At 69.9% G+C, this 17,189-nt stretch carries 15 protein-coding genes; 4 read left to right on the plus strand and 11 right to left on the minus strand.

Annotated features, from left to right (window positions below):
• Positions 1 to 4: 4 nt before the first annotated feature.
• From ACN20X_RS27745 to ACN20X_RS27755, 3 genes are all read right to left on the minus strand, one after another.
• Positions 5 to 2,359, minus strand: a complete 2,355-nt coding sequence (locus ACN20X_RS27745; protein WP_473210102.1) for a helicase C-terminal domain-containing protein — start codon at positions 2,357 to 2,359, stop codon at positions 5 to 7.
• A complete protein-coding gene (locus ACN20X_RS27750) occupies positions 2,356 to 4,029 on the minus strand; it encodes a VRR-NUC domain-containing protein (RefSeq protein WP_473210103.1) in 1,674 nt (557 codons plus the stop codon). Before ACN20X_RS27750 ends, ACN20X_RS27745 begins: the two co-directional genes overlap by 4 nt.
• Positions 4,030 to 4,138: 109 nt before the next feature.
• Positions 4,139 to 4,951, minus strand: coding sequence for an SDR family NAD(P)-dependent oxidoreductase (locus ACN20X_RS27755; RefSeq protein WP_083393616.1), 813 nt, complete (start codon positions 4,949 to 4,951; stop codon positions 4,139 to 4,141).
• A gap of 150 nt (positions 4,952 to 5,101) precedes the next feature.
• Here ACN20X_RS27755 and ACN20X_RS27760 point away from each other — a divergent pair, with 150 nt between their 5' ends.
• On the plus strand, positions 5,102 to 5,305 hold the full coding sequence (locus ACN20X_RS27760; RefSeq protein WP_016448366.1) for a type II toxin-antitoxin system VapB family antitoxin: 204 nt from the start codon (positions 5,102 to 5,104) through the stop codon (positions 5,303 to 5,305).
• Positions 5,302 to 5,682: a type II toxin-antitoxin system VapC family toxin gene (locus tag ACN20X_RS27765; protein ID WP_016448367.1), complete on the plus strand. Its 381-nt coding sequence runs from the start codon at positions 5,302 to 5,304 to the stop codon at positions 5,680 to 5,682. The genes ACN20X_RS27760 and ACN20X_RS27765 overlap by 4 nt, the downstream gene beginning before the upstream one ends.
• Positions 5,683 to 5,762: 80 nt before the next feature.
• Here the strand turns inward: ACN20X_RS27765 and ACN20X_RS27770 are convergent, their stop codons facing one another.
• Positions 5,763 to 6,515, minus strand: coding sequence for a helix-turn-helix transcriptional regulator (locus ACN20X_RS27770; protein ID WP_310041868.1), 753 nt, complete (start codon positions 6,513 to 6,515; stop codon positions 5,763 to 5,765).
• Positions 6,516 to 6,744: 229 nt separating this feature from the next.
• Between ACN20X_RS27770 and ACN20X_RS27775 the strand changes: the two genes are divergently transcribed.
• Positions 6,745 to 8,331, plus strand: a complete 1,587-nt coding sequence (locus tag ACN20X_RS27775) for an Ig-like domain repeat protein (protein WP_473210104.1) — start codon at positions 6,745 to 6,747, stop codon at positions 8,329 to 8,331.
• A 22-nt stretch (positions 8,332 to 8,353) separates the two neighbouring features.
• On the opposite strand, the gene ACN20X_RS27780 is transcribed toward ACN20X_RS27775, so the two are convergent.
• The 7 genes from ACN20X_RS27780 to ACN20X_RS27810 form a co-directional block, all read right to left on the minus strand.
• Complete coding sequence (locus ACN20X_RS27780) at positions 8,354 to 9,112, minus strand: ABC transporter permease (protein ID WP_016452684.1); 759 nt, start codon at positions 9,110 to 9,112, stop codon at positions 8,354 to 8,356.
• On the minus strand, positions 9,109 to 10,350 hold the full coding sequence (locus ACN20X_RS27785) for an ABC transporter substrate-binding protein (RefSeq protein WP_473210105.1): 1,242 nt from the start codon (positions 10,348 to 10,350) through the stop codon (positions 9,109 to 9,111). Before ACN20X_RS27785 ends, ACN20X_RS27780 begins: the two co-directional genes overlap by 4 nt.
• Positions 10,351 to 10,459: 109 nt before the next feature.
• Positions 10,460 to 11,275, minus strand: coding sequence for an ABC transporter ATP-binding protein (locus tag ACN20X_RS27790; protein ID WP_016452685.1), 816 nt, complete (start codon positions 11,273 to 11,275; stop codon positions 10,460 to 10,462).
• Positions 11,272 to 12,360, minus strand: coding sequence for an acyl-CoA dehydrogenase family protein (locus ACN20X_RS27795; protein WP_473041925.1), 1,089 nt, complete (start codon positions 12,358 to 12,360; stop codon positions 11,272 to 11,274). Before ACN20X_RS27795 ends, ACN20X_RS27790 begins: the two co-directional genes overlap by 4 nt.
• Positions 12,350 to 12,934 (minus strand): carboxymuconolactone decarboxylase family protein, encoded by a 585-nt coding sequence (locus ACN20X_RS27800; protein WP_016448373.1) that lies wholly within the window; start codon positions 12,932 to 12,934, stop codon positions 12,350 to 12,352. Before ACN20X_RS27800 ends, ACN20X_RS27795 begins: the two co-directional genes overlap by 11 nt.
• Positions 12,935 to 13,064: 130 nt before the next feature.
• A complete protein-coding gene (locus tag ACN20X_RS27805; protein WP_016448374.1) occupies positions 13,065 to 14,006 on the minus strand; it encodes an AraC family transcriptional regulator in 942 nt (313 codons plus the stop codon).
• A gap of 142 nt (positions 14,007 to 14,148) precedes the next feature.
• On the minus strand, positions 14,149 to 15,177 hold the full coding sequence (locus ACN20X_RS27810) for a Bug family tripartite tricarboxylate transporter substrate binding protein (RefSeq protein WP_338499647.1): 1,029 nt from the start codon (positions 15,175 to 15,177) through the stop codon (positions 14,149 to 14,151).
• 203 nt (positions 15,178 to 15,380) lie between these two features.
• Between ACN20X_RS27810 and ACN20X_RS27815 the strand changes: the two genes are divergently transcribed.
• On the plus strand, positions 15,381 to 17,159 hold the full coding sequence (locus ACN20X_RS27815; protein ID WP_473210106.1) for an IlvD/Edd family dehydratase: 1,779 nt from the start codon (positions 15,381 to 15,383) through the stop codon (positions 17,157 to 17,159).
• Positions 17,160 to 17,189 lie beyond the last annotated feature (30 nt).

Raw genomic sequence — 17,189 nt, forward strand, 5'->3', positions numbered from 1 at the left:
CGGATCATCGCATGCCCTCCACCCGCCACCAGCGCGGCAGCAGCGCCTGCACCTCGCCGCGCCGATAGCGGTCGTCGATGAGAAAGACCACGCCGCGGTCGCGCTCGCTGCGGATGACGCGGCCTGCGGCCTGGACCACCTTGCGCAGGCCTGGGTAGAGGTAGCTGTAGTCATAGCCCTTGTCCGCGCCGAACTGGCGGTCCATGGCGCGCTTCATCTCTTCGTTCACGGGATTGACCTGGGGCAGGCCCAGCGTGGCCACGAAGGCGCCGATGAGGCGCTCGCCGGGCAGGTCCACGCCCTCGGAGAACGCCCCGCCCAGCACCGCAAAGCCCACGCCCTGCCCGGCTTCGGTGAAGCGGGCCAGGAAGGCCGCGCGGCCCTCCTCGTCCATGGACGGGGTCTGCAGCCAGACCGGCAGCCAGGGATGGGCGCGCCGCAGGCATTCGGCCACGCGCTGCAGGTAGTCGAAGCTGCTGAAAAAGCACAGGTAGTTGCCGGGCCGGCGCGCGTACTGCGCGGCCACGAGGTCGGCGATGGGCCGCAGCGAACGGTCGCGGTCGCGGTAGCGCGTGGAGATGTGGCCGGCCACCTGCACATCGAGCTGGTCGGCCTGGAAGGGCGAGTCGGCCTCCAGCCAGTGCGTGCCTTCGGGCAGGCCCAGGATGTCGCGGTAGAAGTGCGGCGGGCTCAGCGTGCCCGAGAACAGCACCGAGGCATGGGCCGCCGCATGGCGTGCCGCCAGGTGGGGCGCGGGCACCACGCAGCGTATGCACAGCGTGGAGGCCGGCGCGCGACGGGGGCCTGAGCGCCCGGGCAGCAGGTGGACATCGAACAGCGCATGGCCGCCGAACTGCTCGGCCAGCGCCATGAACTGCAGCGCCTCCCAGTAGAAGTCCAGCACGGGGTCGCCGGGCAGCATGGGGCTGTCGGCATTGGCGTCGGCGATGGCGGCCACGGCGCGCTGCACGGCGCCCAGCAGGCCTGCGGGCACTTCCTCATGGGCCTGGTAGCTGGCGGTCTGCTCCCTGTTCAGCGCACTCCAGCTTCGGCTGAGCCGGTCCAGCGCCTTGCGCACGGCACCGGTGGCCGACTTGCGGGCGGCCGCCAGGGCGAACTGCGACAGCTCGGCCGTGTACATGCGGCGCGCGCGCTCGAGCAGGTTGTGGGCCTCGTCCACCAGCACGCCCACCTTCCATTGCTGGGCCTGGGTGAGCGCGTACAGCATGGCGGCGCTGTCGTAGAAGTAGTGGTAGTCGGCCACGACCACGTCGCTCCAGCGCACCAGTTCCTGGGACAGGTAGTAGGGGCAGATGTCGTGCGCCAGGGCGACGGCACGCACGGCAGGCGGGTCCCAGGGCGCCTGCTGCAGCGCGGCGGCACGCGCGGCGGGCAGCCGGTCGAAGAAGCCGCGCGCCAGCGGGCAGGAGTCGCCGTGGCAGGCCTTGTCGGGATGCTCGCAGGCCTTGTCGCGCGCCAGGATGGCGAGCACGCGCAGCCTTGCGGGTGGCGCGGACGGCGCGGGCAGCGGTTGCGGCGCAGCCGGTTCCTGCGGCGGTGGCTGGTGCTGCTCGGCAATCTGCCGGTTCACGCTGGCCAGCGCCTGCAGCGCCAGGCCATGGCCCGTGCCCTTGGCCGTGAGGAAGAACAGGCGGTCCAGGCCCTGGTCCGGCATGGCCTTGAGCATGGGGAAGATGGTGCCCAGCGTCTTGCCGATGCCCGTGGGCGCCTGCGCCATCAGGCACTGGCCGCCCTGCTGCGCGCGCGCCACGCGATAGACGGCCACGGCCAGCTCGCGCTGGCCCGCGCGAAAGCCCTGCATGGGAAAGCGCAGCGCGGCCAGCGCCGCCTCGCGCGTCGCGCGGTGGGCGGCCTCGCTGCGCGCCCAGTCCAGGAACAGCGCGCATTGCTGCTCGAAGAAGGCGCGCAGCGTGGCCGCATCTTCCTCCTGCACCAGCACGGTTTCCTCCGAGTTGCCCACGTTGAAATACACCAGGGCCACGCGCAGCCGCTGCAGGCCGCGCGCCTGGCACAGCAGATGGGCGTAGATGCGCGCCTGGGCCCAGTGCAGGGCGCGGTGATGGGCGCGCACGCCCTCGATCTGGCCGCGGTAGGTCTTGATTTCCTCGAGCTGGCCGGCCTGGGCATCGAAGCCGTCGGCACGGCCGCGCACGCGCAGGTCGCCGTATTCACCGGCCAGGCTGATCTCGGTCTCGTAGTCCTTGCCCCTGCGCGACTGCACCAGGCTGTGGCCAGCCATGCCCTCCAGCGCGCTGGGCGCGGGCGTGAAGCGCAGGTCCAGGTCGCCCGCGCGCGCCGTGAACTCGCACAGCGCGCGCACGGCCACGGTGTAGCTCACGCGGCCTCTCCCAGCGGCTGGCCGCGCCACTGCACATGGCACACGCGCACGGGAATGCCGTGCTCGGCGCAGTACTGCAGCCAGCGGATCTGGTTGTCCTGCAGCTTGTCGCCGGGGGCCTTGGCCTCGACCAGTTCGTAGCGGCGCTCGGCCGGCCAGAAACGCACCAGATCGGGAAAGCCCGTGCGGTTGGCCTGCACGTCGCGCAGCAGCCGCGCAAAGAACAGCTTGAGGTGGGCGGCCGGAATGCAGTCCAGCGCCAGCGCCAGCAGCGGCGCGCTCAGCGTGCCCCAGAACACGAAGGGCGACTGCAGGCCCTGCTTGTCGGCATGGCGCTGCACGATGACCTCGCGCCAGCTGCCATCGTCCAGATGCGCCAGGCATTCCTCGAACAAGGCTGCGCGGCGCTGCACGAAGTCGGGCGCGGACAGGTCGGCCGGGCCGCTCTGGAACGGGTGGAAGAAAGCGCCCGGCAGCGGCGCGAAGATGGCCGGCCAGCACAGCAGGCCGAACAGCGAGTTGATGAGCGCGTTCTCCACGTAGAACACCGGCGCGGAGTCGCTGTGCCAGTGGTCGCGCAGCACGTATTCGACCGATGCGGGCCGCGCCGGCAGCTCCAGCTCCACGTCCATGCGCATCTGCGCCACCACGGGCGCCAGCGCCGCCGCACGCCCGCGTGCGCCCTGCCCCAGGCTGCGGCGCAGGCGCGGCAGCATGCGCGCCACGCGCTGCAGCTCCTCGTCGCTCTCGGGCTGGGCCTGGGCGGCCTGGGCCAGCGCCATGGCATCGGCAAAGCGCTCCATGCGCTCGTACACACGCATGCGCCGGTGGCGGGCGCCGGGGTAGCGGCTTTGCGCATAGGCCTGCTCGGCACGCTCCCAGTCCTGCATGCGTTCGCAGGCCTGGCCTATGCGCAGCAGCACCTTGGCGCGGCGCTGCTCCAGCCAGGCATTGCCGCTGGCGCAGCCGGCCACCTGCTGCAGCAGCGCATCGATCTCCACGCCCTCATCCAGCGCCGCGCGGCAGGCCTGCAGGGCCAGGTAGCCATCGACATCGGCACGCGACTGGAAGGCCCGTGACGCCGCATCGAAGGCCACGGCCTCGTAGCGGAAAACGCCCAGATCGGCCAGCACGAATTCCGACCAGTCCTGGTAGAGGTTGCCGAAGAACATCAGCCGAAAGCGCTCGCACAGCGCACCCACCATCACGCGCCAGGCGGCTTCGCCGGCTCCGACGCCCTGGTGCCATTGCGCATAGGGCCTGGGCGCCTCATGCAGAGGCTGCAGGGCCTGCAAAAGCTCGGCCTTGCGCAGGCCTGAGTGAACGGGTGCGCCTACGAACAGCTGCAGCAGCTCGGGCTTGGTGTGCAGCGCAAACAGCTCCTCCAGCGCCATGGGGTGGCCCGCGTCCAGCCAGCCCATCTCCAGCAGGGGCGCGGCCGCGTCGGCAATGCCGGGAATCTCTTCGTACACCAGCTTGCCGGCCCGAAACCACGGCCCGCGCCGCATCAGCAAACGCACCATCAGCGCCTGCGAGGGCTGGGGCAGCTGCGTGAAACGGGTGAGGAATGCCTGCTCGGGCGCGTCCAGCAGATCGCCGTAACGCTGGCCAATCCAGTCCAGCGCGCGCTGGAAGTTGTGCAGGTAGTAGAAGCGGTGGGGAGGGAGCATGGGCCTGGCAGATCGGGCAGCCAGGCCGCTCGAAAACTGTATCTTTATACAGTCATCATATCAAACCCGGTAGTGCTCACTTCGCGCAACGGACTTGCCCCGGGCAGGCTCATCCGGCCAGGAAGCCGCCATCGGTCGCCAGGCAGTGCCCGACCACAAAGGCCGCCTCGTCCGACATCAGCCAGACCACGGCCGTGGCCACCTCCTGCGGATGGCCCATGCGCCGCAGCGGCAGGCCCGCCGCCACGGCATGCATGTCGGCAATGCCCGAGCCCAGCATCATGTCCGTGACCACGCGGCCAGGGGCAACGGCGTTGATGCGGATGCCGTGCGGCGCGTACTCCATGGCGGCGGCGCGGGTCAGCGACAGGGCCGCAGCCTTGGAGGCGCCGTACAGCGACAGGCCCGGGTTGGGATTGCGTATGCCGCTGACGCTGGTGTTGTTCACGATGGTGCCGCCGCCCGCGGTCAGCATGGCCGCCAGTTCATGGCGCATGGCGTGGAAGACCGCACGCACATTCGTATCGAAGACCTGGGAGAAGACCGCGTCATCCTGCTCGGCCAGCGCGGCGCGCCGCTCCTGGAAGCCCGCATTGTTGAAGGCCGCGTCCAGCCGCCCGAAGCGCGCCACGGCCTGCTCCACCACCGCCGCCATGTCCTCCTGCCGCGTTGCATCGCAGGCCAGGAAAAGGCCGTCTGCTCCCCGTTGCCGGATTTCCTGCTCCAGCTCCAGGCCCAGCTCACGGCGGCGCCCCGTGACCACCACGGCGGCGGCGCCCTCCTCGGCCATGCGCAGGGCGGTGGCCCGGCCTATGCCGCTGGTGGCACCCACCACCAGGCAGACACGCCCCCGGAGCCGCCCCGATGGTGCAAGGGCCGGCAGGGGGCCGGCCAGTTCCAACTGACGCTGCTGCATGTCCATGGCGATGTTCCTTCGCAATTTGGTTGCATGGTACAACCAATAGACTAAAAACACCATTCAGGCAAAGCCGGTGCCATCCCGCGCGGCTCACTTGCAGGGATGCGCCATTGGATGCAAACTTGCTTCAACATTGATGCAATGAGGTCCACCATGAGAACCACGGTCACCATCGACGACGCCTTGTACGAGGAAGCGCTGGAGCTGGCGGAGCCAGAAATGGACAAGGCCGACCTGTTTCGCGAAGCCATCAAGACTTTCGTGAGAGTGCAGGCGGCCAAGCGTCTGGCCGCGCTGGGAGGCTCCGCACCGGACATGCGGGAGATTCCCCGTCGCCCACAGGGCATCGAGCCATGAATCCCGTTCTGGTCGATACCTCGGTCTGGATCGATCACTTCAGGCAGGGCAATCCTCACCTGGCGCAGTTGCTGCAGCAAGACATGGCGCTCATGCATCCCCTGGTGCTGGGTGAACTGGCTTGCGGCACGCCACCGGCGCGCGCACGCACGCTCGCGGACCTTCAGCGGCTCAAGCCTGCCCGACAAGCCAGCATGCGCGAAGTGCTGGCCTTGATAGAGCGCGAGCAACTCTTTGGTCTGGGCTGCGGTCTGGTGGACATCACGCTCCTGGCCTCGGCACTCATGTCTTCAGGCGCCAGCCTGTGGTCGCTGGACAAACGCCTGCACGCGCTGGCCCAGCGATTTGGCATTGCCTGCCGGAGCGTCCTGCCGTAGGGCCGGTTTCCCTGCTTCTCGAAGGGCTGGGCCCGGCGCACGGCGCCCGCTCGGGTTCGCACAAGCGCGCGCGACACGCGCTAGAAATCCGGCCTGCGCATCCTCGACAAGGCGTCCTGCCGATTGGCGGCTCCCAGCTTGCGGTAGATGTTTTCCAGGTGCCGCTTCACCGTGCCTGCACGCAACTCCAGCATGGTGGCGATTTCTGCGTTGGTGTTGCCGTTGGCGACCCATTGCAGCACTTCACGTTCGCGCGGGCTCAGCACGTCGGCAGCCGGCGAGCCCGGTGAGAGCGCCTGCCATGCCGCCTGGCTGATTCGCTGCTGCTGGCTCAGGCGCCGCCACTGCGCCTGCGCATGCGGCCCCAGCAAGGTCAGCGCCATGCGCTCCGCAGCCGTGTAGCCGCGCGAGGCGCGTGTGACATTGAGGGTCAGCATCGCGCCGTGGCCCAGGTCCACGTCCAGCGCGAGTCCGTCCTGCTGGCCCACCTGGGAGTAGGCCTGGGCATAGAGCGCCGTACGTTGCCATTGCCCGCGAGTCAGCAGGTCGGAAATGCTGGCGGCCTGCGTCTGGCGCTGCCGATACAAGGGGTTGTCGGCCAGATGCCGGTGCACCGCAGCGTTGACTTCGGAGGAAATGGCCCGCACCGGATCGTAGGCCGTGCAGCCACGGACTTCCGCAATGCCGGAGAAATCCACCACCCGAATGTCACCCGGCACCACCAGGCGCAGCGCGTGCAGCAAATGCGTGGCCAGCGCGTGCAGATCGGGCGCGCCGTGCACCGCGAGGATGGCCTGATTGAGTTGCCCCAGTTGCTGCGTTGACAGGGTCATGTCGCGAAATCCAATGGCGTGCTCGAGGTGCTGGCGATAGGTGGGCCGGCTGAGGCCGCATTTTCAGGCCTGCGATGTGCCGTCGGCACATTTTCACGATCTTCGCAGAAAGCTAAGGTCACGCGGTCCGCAACAACAGCGCGCGGGTCTGCCCGGGACACGCAGCGCAACGGGAGGAACCGTGCACGCTTTTCTTCACAGACCCCTTCGACGCCTCCGGCTTCTGGCAGTGCCTGGCGCGCTGTGCAGCCTGCTGGCACTCAATGGCCAGGCCGCGACCATCGTGGTCAATACCACGGACAACACGCCCGGTGCAGCGGACTGCAGTCTGAATGAGGCATTGACCAGTGCCCAGATGGATGACGGCAGTTGGGGCAACGGCGCATGCATATCGGGCAATGGCGCGGACACCATCGTGTTCGACCCGGCCGTCTTTCCGGCAGGCAGCCTCACCGCCATTGCATTGGCAGGCCATTCCATCGACCTCAACTTCACCACCTCGGACATCACGATCGACGGGGACCAGCGGGTGGCGCTCGATGGGGGCAATGCCTCCCGCCTGGTGTCGGCCCAGGGCAGCGGTGTCCAGCTCACGCTGCGCGGCCTGACACTGCGCGGCGGGCAGACCGCCGCCGGTGAAGACGGCGGCGCCATCTACCTGGACAACGGCGTCACCCTGCGCCTGGAGCGCAGCGTGGTGCAGGACAGCACGGCCGGCATCAACGGCGGGGGACTGTACAGCCGCGACAGCACGGTGACCATCGTGGACAGCGTGTTCAGCGGCAACCAGGCAGGGGGACAGGGCGGTGCCATCTACAGCACGGGCAGCGGCTCGCTGACGGTGGAGCGCAGCCGCCTGTCCGGCAACACGGCCCGCACGCTGGGCGGGGGCCTGCGCAGCGGGGTGCCGACCACCATGACCGACAGCACCGTCACCGGCAACGCGCTGGCGTCTCCGGGCTCGGGTGCCGGCGTCTCGTTCACGCTCACCCGCCCCCGCACACTCCACGGCAACCAGATCACGAACAACGCGCCCGGCAACAACTGTGGCGGCGAAACGTTCACGGGGACGGGCAACCGCTACTGGCCGGCCAGCGATACCAGTTGCCCGGCGGCGGCAGGTGCCATCGCCAAAGCACCGCAGGCCATCACCTTCACCACGGCGCCACCGGCCGGCGCACGGGTGGGGGATACCTATGACGTGGCCGCCGTCGGAGGCGGCTCGGGAAACCCCGTCATGTTCGCCGTGGATGCATTGACCGCGGCGATCTGCAGCGCCTCCGGCAGCACCATCCGCTTCCAGGCCGCAGGGACATGCACGATCAACGCCAGCCAGCTCGGCGATGCGGACCATGACGCGGCTCCGCAGGCGGTGCAGATGGCGGCGGTGGGACAGGGCCCCTCCCGTGTCACGCTGACCTCCAGCGCCAATCCCTCGCGTTCCGGGCAGTCGCTGTCCTTCTCCGTGGTGGTCGCACCCGATGTCTCCCTGGGCACCGCCGCCGTCCCCACGGGAACGGTCGAAATCCTGGCTGGCGGCCTGTCGCTGGGCACGGCGGGTTTGTCCAATGCCAGGGCCATCATCGCCACCACCCAACTGACGGTGGCCGGCCCGCATGCCATCGTGGCCCGGTACGGCGGCGATGCGAACTATCTCGCCGCGGACAGCGGCGCATGGACCCAGACCGTGGAGCCCGCAGCCCCGGCCCCGGCCACAGCCACCCCCGTGCCCGCGCTGGGCCCCTGGGGAGTGCTGCTGTGCGCCGTGCTGACGGGATGGGCAGGACTGCGGCTGCGCCGCGTGCACGGCACCTGATGCCGCCGCCTGCCCGCAGGCCTCAGGCCGAATGCATCCAGCGCTGGTGCAGCCACCGAGCCGCATGGTCCAGCGCATAGCCCAGGGCGCCGATCAGCACCACGGCAGCCATCAGCTCCGAATACGCCAGGCGGTCGCGCGTGTCGAGGATGAAGTAGCCCAGGCCGGCCGATACGCCCAGCATTTCCGCGGGCACCAGCACGATCCAGATGATGCCGATGGCCAGACGCACGCCGGTGAGGATCTGGGCCGTGATGCCGGGCAGCACCACGCGCAGCACGGTCTCGGTGCGCGTGGCCGACAGGCTGCGCGCCAGCAGCAGCCAGTTGCGGTCCAGCTGGGCCACGCCGGCCGCCGTGCTCAGCAAGATGGGCCAGACGGCGGCGAAGGCCAGCAGGAAGTACACGGGCGCGTCGCCCACGCCCAGCACCATCACGGCAATGGGCATCCACGACAGCGGCGAGATCATGCGCAGGAACTGGAACACGGGCGAGAACGCCTGCGAGAACCCGCGCGACAGGCCCACCAGCACGCCCAGCGGCACGCCGACCACGAAGGCCAGCAGCAGGCCCACGGCCACGCGCTGCAGGCTCAGCAGGGTGTGCATCCAGATGTCGGCGCCCGTCAGCAGCTGGCCCAGCGCCTGCAGCGAAGGCCAGGGCGCAAAGGCCGCAGCCACGGGCGTGCTGCGCGCCAGCAGCGCGCCGCCCACCCACCACAGGGCCAGGACCAGGGCCGCGCCCAGCAGCGGCAATCCAATACGTCGCAACACCTGGATCACACCACGATGGTTTCGCGGCGCGAGAAATCGGCCGGAATGCCGAAGACCTGCGGGCCGCCCACGGCCTGGATGGCCTTGCGCACGAAGCGGTCGTCCACCAGGTCGGTGGCCGCAAACCTGGGCTCCAGCTTGTCGAGGAAGCGCGTGTCGCCCTCGACCTTGGTGGCCTTGATGGCGCGCACCAGCTGCTCGGTGTACGAGGGATAGGGATAGGGCTGGAAGTCGATGCGCCGCTGGTGCCAGCCCTTGTTGACGACCACGCCGCTGGCCTCGTAGCTGGCGTAGTCGGTGGCGGCCAGCACCTTGGACAGCGTCTGCTGCGGATGCGGCGTGTAGCGGCGCTCGCCCGTGCTCGACAGCAGGCGCGCGGCGGCCAGGCGGTTGTCGCGCGTCCACAGCTGGGCCTTGACCACGGCATTGGTCACGCGCTGGGCCCATTCGGGCTTGTCAGCGATATCGCGCTCGGCCAGGAAGGTGACGCAGCAGGCGTGGTCCTTCCAGACATCGCCCGAGAAGCGCAGCATCTTGCCCACGCCCGCGATCTCGGCGGCGGCATTGAAGGGCTCGGCCACGATGAAGCCCGCAATCGACTTGCCGGCCAGGGCCGAGACCATTTCGGCCGGTGCCAGCACGACGAGGTTGACCTCGTTGGCCGCAATGGCGCCGCCGCGCGCCCGCGTCACGGCCGTGAGGCCGGCCTTGCGCAGCACGTCCTGCAGCAGGATGTTGTGGATGGAGTACCAGAACGGGATCGCCACGGTCTTGCCGCCCAGGTCCTGCACCTTCTGGATCTCGGGCAGCACGGTCAGGCCCGAGCCGTTGACGTGGTTCCAGGCCACGATCTTGGCGGGGAACTTGGCGCCGTAGCGCACCCACAGCGTGGAGGGCGTGAGCAGGTGGATGACGTTGACCTGGCCCGAGACGAAGGCCTCGACGATCTGGGCCCAGGAGCGGAACAGGCGCGGAGCCTCGGCCTTGAGGCCTTCGGCCTCGAACAGGCCGTTGCCGTGGGCCACCAGCAGCGGCGTGGCGTCGGTGATGGGCAGGTAGCCGATCTTCACGGGCTGGTCATCGCCCTTGAAGGCCTGGGCGCGCGCATCGCCTGCGGCCAGCAGCGGCGCGACCACCGAGGCCGTGGCCAGCGCGCCCAGGCGCAGCATGTCGCGCCGCGTGAGGCCGCAGCCGCAGTCCGACGAGGCGCAGATGTGGGTGTAGGAAGGGTGGTCCTGGAAGCTCATGCGAAAGACCTTTCAGAAGAGCATGGTTGAAGTCGAAGAAATGGCGGATCTGCAGGCGGATCTGCAGGCGGATCGGCAGGCAGGCAGGCAGGCAGACAGGCGAGGGAGATCAGGCCTGGGCCGCATGGCGCACGCCGTGCAGGGCCGAGAGGATGTCCAGCCGCAGCGCGGTCACGGCGGCGGCCTGGTCCTCGCGCGGGCGCGCTATGTCCACGCGCCATTCGCGCACGATGTGGCCGGGCCGCCCGCCCATCAGCAGGATGCGGTCGCCCACGAGGATGGCCTCGTCGATGTCATGCGTGACCAGCAGCGCCGCCGTGTGCCAGCGGTGGACCACGTCCACCATCAGCTCCTGCATCTCGGCGCGCGTGATGGCGTCCAGGGCCGAGAACGGCTCGTCGGCCAGCAGTAGCTGCGGCTCGCGCGCCAGGGCACGCGCCAGGGCCACGCGCTGGGCCATGCCGCCCGACAGCTGCGAGGGATAGAGCGCGCCGCTGCCGCCCAGGCCCACGGCCTGCAGCGCCTGCTCCACGCGCTGGCGGCGGGCATCGGCCTCCAGCTTCGGCTGGCGCTCGAAGTCCAGGCCGAAGCCCACGTTGCGCCGCGCGTCCAGCCAGGGCAGCAGGCTGGGCTGCTGGAACACGAAGCCCGCGCGCGGGTGCGGCGCGGTCAGCGGCTGGCCGAGGAACTGGAGCTCGCCCCGGCTCCAGGCGCCGCCGTCCGGCGACTCCAGGCCGCCCAGCACGCGCAGCAGCGAGGACTTGCCGCAGCCGCTGCCGCCGAGCAGGCAGACGATCTCGCGCGGGGCAATGCTCAGGGAGATGTCCTCGAACACGGCCTTGCCGGGCGCATAGCCAAAGCCCGCGCCGCGTGCCTGCAGCACGGGCGCGGGAGCGTCAGGGGAGAAAGCTTCCGTCTGGGTCATGAACTGGTGGTTGCCAGGGCCGCGCCAGCCAGCGCACCCTGTAGCTGCGTGACGCTGGGCGTCACGATGGGGATGAAGGCCGCCTCGCGCCAACGGCGCGCAAATCCCAGCGGCTGGTCGCGATGATAAGCGCGCCCGCCGCTGGCGTGCAGCTCCAGCTGCAGGGACTGCTGCACGATGTCGTTCAATTCCAGGCGCAGGCGGAACAGGGCTTGAGGTCGGTCAAGAAAACGCCCGTCGGACAGGCCGGCATGCAGCGTGGCCGTGGCCAGTTCCAGCGCGTGGCGCTGCTGCTGCAGCGGGCCGCCCAGCACATCGCGCCCGGCGCCGGCACGGGCCGAGGCCGCCGCCAGCGAGGCGCGCGCCAGCCCGATGCACAGCCCCAGCTGCAGGCCCATGAAGGCGGGCCGCACGCGCGGCAGGAAATGGTTGGCGTCGGCATGGATCACATCGGCCGGACCGATCTGCAGCCCCTCGATGGACAGCGCCGCCGTATGGCTGCCGCGCAGCGCGATCAGGTCCAGGTCGGCGCTGCGCTGCAGGCCCGCCGCATCGCCGGGCAGCGCGGCCACGAAGGGCTTTGCACCGTCGCTGCGCGAGACGGCAACGGCCACCACGAAGCGACCCGGCGGCACCAGGTTGGTGGCCCAGGGCACGCGCCCGCGCAGTGCAAGGCCGTCGGCGTTGCCGGAGCCGAAGGGCGTGGCCTCGACCTGCAGGGCCTCGATGCCGCCCAGGTACTTCATGGCGTTGGACAGGCCCGTGGCGCCCGCCTGCGTGCCCTGCAGCAGGCCCGACAGCCAGCGCTGGCGCAGCGCCGCGTTGGGCGACTGCAGCAGGTATTCGACAAAGGCGCGCTGCGCCCAGAACACGAAGCCCGCCGTCAGCGAATGCCCGGCCACACCGGCAATGGCCTCCAGCGCATCGCCCAGGCTGCCGCCCTGCCCGCCCTCGGCCACGGGCACGCCCAGGCCGAACAGGCCGTGCTGCGCCAGCCGGGGCAGCACTTCGTGCGCATGCGCGGGGCCTTCGTCCAGGGAGTCGGCATGGGCGTCCAGCCACTGCCGCAGCGAATCAGCCAGCATGTGCGTTCTCCTGCGGTTGTCGGAACTGTTCGGGCAGATAGGGCTGCAGCTGCGGGTTGACGGGGCTTTGCGCCAGGCTGTTGGCAAAGTTGCACAGCGTGGCCAGGCTGATGCCCAGCACCACCTCCAGTGCCTGCTGCTCGCTCAGGCCGGCTGCATGGAAGGCGGCCAGGGCCTCGTCGGCGACGGCGCCGCGCGTAGCGATCACGGCTTCGGCAAAGCGGCGCACGGCGTCCAGGCGCGGCTGGCCCGTGTCGCGGCCGTCCTGCAGCGCCACCACCTCGGCCTGGGTCAGGCCGGCCTGCTTGAAGGCCAGCTTGGTGTGGCCGGCCACGCAGAAGTCGCAGCCATGGATGCGCGCCGCCGTGATCTGCACCACCTCGCGCTCGGCCAGCGTGAGCTGGGCGCGCGCGTTGATCTGGCCCACGGTCACATAGGTCTCCAGCGCCTGGGGCGAGTTGGCCAGGATGGCGATCAGGTTGGGCAGGAATCCGTTGCCGGCCAGGGCGCGCTCCACGAAGGGGCGGCTGGCTTCAGGAGCGGTTTGCGGGGTGTGCAGGGTCAGGCGTGCCATGGTGCTTTGCAGGAATGAAGGAATGCCTTCATGATCGGCCGCGCCCCCCTTGCCATCAATGCCGCCGCGTCGCGGATTTATGCCCGAACGTGTCAACCCGCAGGCAGATGCGGCGGGCCCGGATGGCGGCTCAGCAGCAGCGTGCCTGCGCGCGCTGCCAGGCGCCGGGCTGCTCGCCCATCACGCGCTTGAAGGCGCGCGAGAAAGCCGCGTAGGACTCGTAGCCCACGGCCTCGGCCACCTGGCCTATGGCCTCGCCCTGGGCCAGCCGGCGCGCGGCCAGCTGCATGCGCAGCAGCAGCAGGAATTGCTGGGGCGGCTGGCCGCAGGCCTCGGCGAACTGCCGAAAGAACGTGGCGCGCGACAGGCACACGCGCGCGGCCATGTCGGCCACGCTCCAGTTGCGGGCCGGCTCGCGCAGCAGCTCGGCCACCAGCGGCGCAAAGCCCGGCCGGCGCAGCAGGCTCCAGATGCCGCGCGCCCGCGCATCGCCATGCGCCAGCTGGCGCAGGCCGTAGAAGAACAGCAGGCCCACCAGCCGGTCCATCACGGCCGAGGGCTCGGTGCCCGTGCGCAGCGCCTCGGCGCGCATCAGGTCGAACAGCATGGAGGCGCCGCTCATCGCATGGTCGTCGCCACGCAGCACCAGGTGGTCGGGAAAGGCATCGACCAGCAGGCCGCGCATGGGGCCCTCGAAGGTGAAGAAGCCGCAGGCCAGCGCCGTCTCTCCGATGCCGGCATCGCCCGTGGCGGGGCGCATGGCCTGCGGGGCGCAGGCCATGTCCGGGTCGGCATAGGGCGAGATGAAATGCGGCACATCGCGCGAGAGGAACACGCCATCGCGCGGCTGCAGCTCCACCGAGGGCTGGCCCGGCAGGTGCAGCCAGCAGCGCCCGTCAAGGATCAGGTGAAAGCTGGCCCGCGCGCGCCCCGCCGTGGAGGCCCGCCAGCGCCCGCAGTACTGCCCCACATGGAACACGCTGGCGCGCCATTGCAGGCCGTTGAGCAGGCCGTCGATGACGCGATCGACCTGCGCTTCGGCCGCGCTGTCGGGGACTGGGTCGGGTAGCACGGTGGTACAGGCAAGGCAGTGGAGGGAATGCGGCCGGCCAGTATCGCCACGATGCAGGCGCGGGGGAACGAATCTTTGGGCATATGCTTGTGCCCTTACCGATATCAGCGCGACCCCACCCGGCCCCGCCCCGCACCCGGCCTCAGTCCGGCTTGATATCCGACTCCTTGATCACGGCCGACCAGCGGCCCACCTCCTTGGCGATCTGCATGCGCGCCTCGGCAGGCGTGGTGAAGGTGGGCATGGCGCCCTGGGCGACCAGGGCGTCCTTCACTTCCTGCTGCCCCATCACCTCCTTGAGCGCGCCGCTGAGCCGGGCGACGATGGGCGCGGGCGTGCCCGCAGGCGCCAGCAGGCCGAACATCGACGTCACCTCGAAGCCTGACAGCCCGGCCTCGGCCGTGGTGGGAATGTCGGCAATGGAGGGCACGCGCTGCGCCGTGGTCACGGCCAGGCCGCGCAGCCGCCCGCCCTTGATGAAGCCCTGCGTGGCGGGCAGGGTGTCGAACACCACATCCACCTGGCCGCCCATGAGGTCGTTGAGCGCGGGCGTGCTGCCCTTGTAGGGCACGTGCGTCAGCGGCACGCCGGCCTGCCGCTTGAACAGCTCGGCCGCCAGATGCTGGGGTGAGCCATTGCCCGAGGAGCCGTAGTTCAGCCCGCCCGGCTTCGCTTTGGCCAGCGCGATGAACTCCGCCAGATTGGCCGACGTCACCGACGGCCCCACGGTGATCACCAGCGGCACGCGGCCCACCACGGCTATGGGCGCGAAGCTCTTGTCCATGGTGAATCCCGCCGTGGCCGGCATGAGCACGCTGTTGATGGAATGGCTGGTCAGCGCGCCCAGCAGCAGCGTATAGCCATCGGGCCTTTCCTTGGCCACGGCCGCGGCGCCCAGGTTGCCGGCCGCGCCGGCCCGGTTCTCCACCACCACGGGCTGGCCCAGCGCCAGCGAGAGCCTTTGCCCCACCACGCGGCCGATCACGTCGGTGGCGCCCCCGGGCGTGTACGGAACGACCAGCTTGATGGGCCGGGCCGGATAGGCGCCGTCGGCCAGTGCGGGCGTGGCCAGGCCTGGGCCCAGCACCAGCGAGGCCAGCAGCGCCGCAGCCAGGGCGGCGCGCCGGTTGGGCGCATGAATGCGACGGATGCGGGATGCAGCAACAACCATGGGTGTCTCCTCCTTTTGTCTTGTGTCGGAAAAACATGCCCGGCACGCACGCCGGGCACGGCTGCATGGTTGGCCAGATAGATTATTAATAATATAGGTGATAACGACGATAATAATCCGCGGCATCCGCCGCTATCCTGCCCCACGACAAGGCAGCGCCTGTCTTCCGACCCCGCCAAGACCCTCTGCAAAGCACCCCACCCATGACCGACCCCAAGACTCCCGATGGCGCTCCAGGCCATGACATCGCCCCCGCCGATGCGGCCACGGGCATCTCCAAGGGCCTGACCAACTACGGCGACCGCGGCTTTTCGCTGTTCCTGCGCAAGGCCTTCATCAAGGGCGCGGGCTACACGGACTCGGCGCTGCAGCGGCCCGTCATAGGCATCACCAACACGGGCAGCAGCTACAACCCCTGCCACGGCAATGCGCCCCAGCTCATCGAGGCAGTCAAGCGCGGCATCCTCATGGCGGGCGGCCTGCCCATGGACTTCCCCACCATCTCGGTGCACGAAAGCTTCTCGGCGCCGACCAGCATGTACCTGCGCAACCTCATGTCCATGGACACCGAGGAGATGATCCGCGCCCAGCCCATGGATGCCATCGTGCTCATCGGCGGCTGCGACAAGACGGTGCCGGCCCAGTTGATGGGCGCGGCCTCGGCCGGCATCCCGGCCATCCAGCTGATCACCGGGTCGATGCTCACCGGCTCGCACCGCAGCGAGCGCGTGGGCGCCTGCACGGACTGCCGCCGCTACTGGGGCAAGTTCCGCGCCGAAGAGATCGACGCCGAAGAGATCGCCGACGTGAACAACCAGCTGGTGGCCAGCGTGGGTACCTGCTCGGTCATGGGCACGGCCAGCACCATGGCCTGCATTGCCGAGGCGCTGGGCATGACCGTGCCCGGCGGCGCCTCGCCCCCCGCCGTCACGGCCGACCGCATCCGCATTGCCGAGCAGACCGGCACCGAGGCCGTGCGCATGGCGCGCGGGGGCCTGACCATCGACAAAATCCTCACGCCCGCCGCCTTCGAGAACGCCATGCGCGTGCTGCTGGCCATCGGCGGCTCCACCAACGGGCTCGTGCACCTGGCCGCCATCGCGGGGCGCATGGGCTATGACATCGACCTGCAGGCCCTGGACCGCATGGGCCGCGACACGCCCGTGCTGCTGGACCTCAAGCCCTCGGGCGACCACTACATGGAGGACTTCCACCATGCGGGCGGCATGGCCACGCTGCTGCGCGAGCTCAAGCCCCTGCTGAACCTGGACGCCCTCACCGTCACCGGCCGCACGCTGGGCGAAGAGATCGATCGCGCGGGCCCCGGCTTTGCGCAGGACGTGGTGCGCCCGCGCTCCAACCCCATCTACCCGCAGGGCGGCATCGCCGTGCTGCGCGGCAACCTCGCGCCGGGCGGCGCCATCATCAAGCAGTCGGCCGCCCATCCCCAGCTCATGGAGCACGAAGGCCGCGCCGTGGTCTTCGAGAACGCGGCCGACCTGGCCCACCGCATCGACAGCGACGATCTGGACGTGACCGCCGACGACATCCTCGTGCTCAAGAACATCGGCCCCAAGGGCGCGCCCGGCATGCCCGAGGCCGGCTACATCCCCATCCCGCGCAAGCTGGCGCGGGCCGGCGTCAAGGACATTGTGCGCATCTCCGACGGGCGCATGAGCGGCACGGCCTTCGGCACCATCGTGCTGCACGTCACGCCCGAATCGGCCGTGGGAGGGCCGCTGGCCCATGTGAGGAATGGCGACCGCATCACGCTATCGGTGGCGCGCCGCGAGCTGACGCTACAGGTCGGCGACGAGGAACTGGCCCGCCGCGCCCGGCTTCACCCGGTGACCGAGCCCACGGCTGAGCGCGGCTACCGCAAGCTCTTTCTCACCACCGTGAACCAGGCCGACCAGGGCGTGGACTTCGACTTCCTGCGCTGCGCCACCGAGCGCGGCACCATTCCCGGCCGGCGTGAATAGTCGGCGCAGGCGGTCAATTCGGACAAAATG

This window comes from Delftia sp. PX-1 (assembly GCF_055797465.1).